The organism is Rubrivirga sp., assembly GCF_049648075.1.
Classification (GTDB): Bacteria; Bacteroidota; Rhodothermia; order Rhodothermales; family Rubricoccaceae; genus Rubrivirga.
This window is the reverse complement of the sequence record NZ_JBARYR010000061.1, coordinates 1-3,740: the sequence shown is the minus strand read 5'-3', so window position 1 is coordinate 3,740 and position 3,740 is coordinate 1. Positions and strand designations below refer to the sequence as shown.

General features: G+C 63.4%; 2 protein-coding genes and 1 pseudogene. 1 reads left to right on the top strand and 2 read right to left on the bottom strand.

The genetic code is table 11. The features are described 5' to 3' along the window. On the top strand, positions 1–2,816 hold a 2,816-nt coding region (gene mfd / locus WBA11_RS01810), incomplete at its 5' end, for a transcription-repair coupling factor (protein WP_424519021.1). A gap of 21 nt (positions 2,817–2,837) precedes the next feature. On the opposite strand, the gene WBA11_RS01805 is transcribed toward mfd, so the two are convergent. Both WBA11_RS01805 and WBA11_RS01800 read right to left on the bottom strand, forming a co-directional pair. Beyond that, positions 2,838–3,263 (bottom strand): DoxX family protein, encoded by a 426-nt coding sequence (locus tag WBA11_RS01805; RefSeq protein WP_424519020.1) that lies wholly within the window; start codon positions 3,261–3,263, stop codon positions 2,838–2,840. 28 nt (positions 3,264–3,291) lie between these two features. Beyond that, positions 3,292–3,740, bottom strand: a pseudogene (locus tag WBA11_RS01800) (glycosyl hydrolase); the annotation flags it as partial.

Below are 3,740 nucleotides of genomic sequence, written 5' to 3'. Positions count from 1 at the left end.
TGTATCCGTTTGCAGGTGGCTACCCCGTCCGCCTCGAGTTTTTCGGAGACGAGGTCGACCAGATCCGGGAGTTCGACCCGCAGTCGCAGCGCTCCGTCGCCCGGCTCGAGACGGCCCGCCTCGTTCCAAATCTCAACGACGACAAATACGTCGAGGGCACGCACGTCACCGCCCTCGAGTACATAGCCGGCGCTCCCATCGCAACGTTCGACTTCGACCGATTGGTCGAGTTCGCGGACGAGCGGTTCAGGCAAGCGCGGGAAGAGTTCGAAAGCCGAAGCGCCGACCTCGAGGACGATGACCAGCTCACGCCTCCGAGCAAGCGCTACATCACAGGAGCGGACCTGGCTCGAGAGCTCGGCGCGAGACGACTCATCCTGTTCGGCACCTTCTCAGGTCCTGGCACGAAAGAGCTCACCCTCGAGGCAACTCCGCAACCGTCCTACAATGGCGACCTAGCGAGACTTCGAGCGGACGTCGAGAGGCGTTCCGGAACGAGCTTTACCGTACTGTGCGACAGCGGCTCGCAGAAAAAACGCCTGTGGGAGCTCCTCGGCGGCGACCTCGAGACGGGAAAACGGCCCGTCGTGGATCTAATCGTCGAAAGTCTGCACGAGGGGTTTGAAATCGAAACGGCCAGTTTGGCCGTCTACACGGACCACCAGCTCTTCGATCGGTACCACCGACCGACCTCGAGGAAGAGAGCTAAGGCGCGGGGAGGCCTTTCGCTCCGTGAGATCAAAGCGCTCCACCCCGGCGACTTCGTGGTTCACGTCGACTATGGCATCGGCAAGTTCGCAGGCTTGCAAACGATCACAGTCCGAGAGCAAAAGCAGGAGGCGGTCCGGCTCATCTTCAAGGGGAACGACGAGTTGTTCGTCAACGTGGCGGCGCTCCACAAGCTGCACAAGTACAGCGGGAAGGAAGGCCACCAGCCCAAGCTGACCAAACTCGGGACGGGCGCGTGGGAGCGACTGAAATCGAGGACGAAGAAGCGCGTCAAGGATATCGCCCGCGACCTGATCCAGATCTACGCCAAACGGCGAGCGTCGCAGGGCTACGCGTTTAAGGCGGACACCGTGTGGCAACGGGAGCTCGAGGCCTCGTTCGCCTTCGAGGAAACTCCGGACCAGGACGCAGCCATCCAGGCCATCAAGGAGGACATGCAGCAGCCGACGCCGATGGACCGACTGGTCTGCGGCGACGTCGGATTCGGCAAGACCGAGGTCGCGATGCGGGCGGCGTTCAAGGCGCTGCAGGACGGGAAGCAAGTCGCCGTCGTGGTCCCGACGACGGTGCTCGCTCGCCAACACACGGAATCATTCAGGAGCCGAATGGGGCGCTTCCCCGTCAAGATTGCTCAGCTCTCACGCTTCGTCACCAAGGCCGACCAAAAGGAGGTGCTCGCCGGCCTCGAGGACGGAACGGTGGACGTGGTGATCGGCACGCAGCGCGTGTTGTCGAAGGACGTCGCGTTCAAAGATCTCGGGCTCCTGATCGTAGACGAGGAGCAGCGGTTCGGCGTCAGTTCGAAAGAGAAGCTCCGCAAGCTGCGGCCGAACGTGGACACACTGACGCTCACGGCGACGCCCATCCCGCGGACCCTGCAGTTCTCGCTCTTGGGCGCACGAGACCTGTCGCTGATTCAGACGCCGCCGGCGAACCGGCAACCGGTCGTTACGGAGATCCACACGTTCGACCGCGACCTGATCCGGGACGCGATCCTCTACGAGGTCAACCGCGGCGGGCAGGTGTTCTTCGTGCACAACCGCGTTCAGACCATCGACGAGATGGCAGCGATGGTGAGAGCCCTCGTTCCCGACGTCAGGATCCGCACAGCGCACGGCCAGATGCCACCGAGCGTCTTGGAGAAGGCGATGCTCGGGTTCATGGATAAGGAGTACGACGTGTTGGTCTGCACGACGATCGTCGAGAGCGGCCTCGACGTCTCGAACGCAAACACGATCATAATCAATCACGCCGAGCGGCACGGGCTGGCGGACCTGCACCAGCTTCGAGGACGGGTCGGCCGAAACGACCAGAAGGCCTTCTGCTACCTCCTCGTCCCGAGTGTTCACTCGTTGACCAAGGAGGCGCGTCAGCGTCTTCAGGCCGTTGAGGAGTTCTCGGACCTGGGCTCCGGGTTCAACCTATCGATGCGCGACCTCGACATTCGCGGCGCCGGTAACATGTTGGGCGCGGAGCAATCGGGCTTCATCGAGGACGTGGGGTTCGAGACCTACCACAAGATCCTGGACGAGGCGGTGCAGGAGCTCCGGGCGGAAGAGTTCGCCGAGTTGTTCTCGGACCAGGACACGGCCCCTCCCCCACCCGAGCCGACCGTCGACGTGGACGACGACGTGTTCATCCCGACGAGCTACGTGTCGAACCCCGTAGAGCGGCTCAACCTCTACCGTCGGCTGTCCGACCTCGAGGACGCGACGGAGATCGAGGCGTTTCAGGCCGAACTCGAGGACCGGTTTGGACCGGCACCGGACGAGATCGACACACTGCTGCGCCTGGCGGCGATGCGCATTCCAGCGATGCGTCTGCGGCTACCGCGGGTGACGTGGAAGAACGGCCGCCTCTTCCTGACCATTCCCGAGCCGTCCGAGGATCCGTACTTCCACACACATGTGTTCAACCCCGTCCTCGAGGCGCTGGGCAACCTCGACCATCGTTACGTGCTGAAGGACAGCAAACGATCGGGGCGACTTCGTGCCATCGTGCAAGGCGTAGACGCCCTCGAGGACGCCCAAGGCATCCTAACGCGTCTCGCTGATGCCGTCGAAGAGGCTCAGACTATCGAGGCGTGACGACTCGTCTTCGAGGACGAATCAGTCTCGGCGTCGGAGCGCTCGGTCGATCGCGTATCGGCCGGCGCCCGTGGCCAGCAGGGCGAGCGAGGCGGCGAGGTAGACCAGCGCGAGCTCCTTGGTGCTAAACGGATCGGCCGCGTGACGGACGAACGCCGCGACCGCCATCGTAATAGCCAGCATGAGCGCTGCGGGTCTCGTCAGGAGACCGAGCGCGATCAGAAGACCTCCGAGGAACTCGCTGAGTGCGGCCGCCCACGCGAACACGATCGGGATCGGGAAGCCCATGTCGCCGGTGGCGCCGATAAAGCCCTCGGACGGCGGGATCTTTCCGAGACCGTGGCCGAACGCCATCGGCAAACCGATACCGACGCGGAGAATGAGCAGACCAATGTCCGTCGCCCTCGAGGTCTTGCCAGTGCCGAAGAGGAAGTCGCGGATCGTCATCGAGGTCGAAGGAGAGTGGACACGGTGCTTAGTCGGCTGAATCGGGGACGATGGTCGGCAGTTCCATCTCGCGGATGAGCGCGTTGAACGCGGGGACCTCGACCTCAAGGATGGCCCGAAGCGTCGTCAGTTCGGCCTCGATCTCGCCCATGACCTCGTCGCGATAGGCGTACGCTTGATCGGTCGGACGGAAGTCGCCGGAGGCGACGGTACCGCCGAGCGCGGAGAGCTCGTTGCCCAGGTTGATGCCGTAGTTCAACGGGTCCTGGCGGCTCTGACTACGCGTCTCGTACAGGACCTCCTCGACCGCTGTCATGCGCTCGACGAGGGCGTTTCCGGCAGCCTCGACGGTGTCAACGCCTGATACTCCGTCGGGCAACCTCGCCAGAAAAGAGCGGATCTGAGCCCGTAGATCGCGGACCTGCTCGACCGACTCGTTGACCTCCGTCACCTTGTCTCGGACCTCTCGCAAGAACT

Excerpts from the sequence above, each read along its gene's own strand:
- WBA11_RS01805 (WP_424519020.1), bottom strand. The coding sequence starts at position 3,263 with ATGACGATCCGCGACTTCCTCTTCGGCACTGGCAAGACCTCGAGGGCG.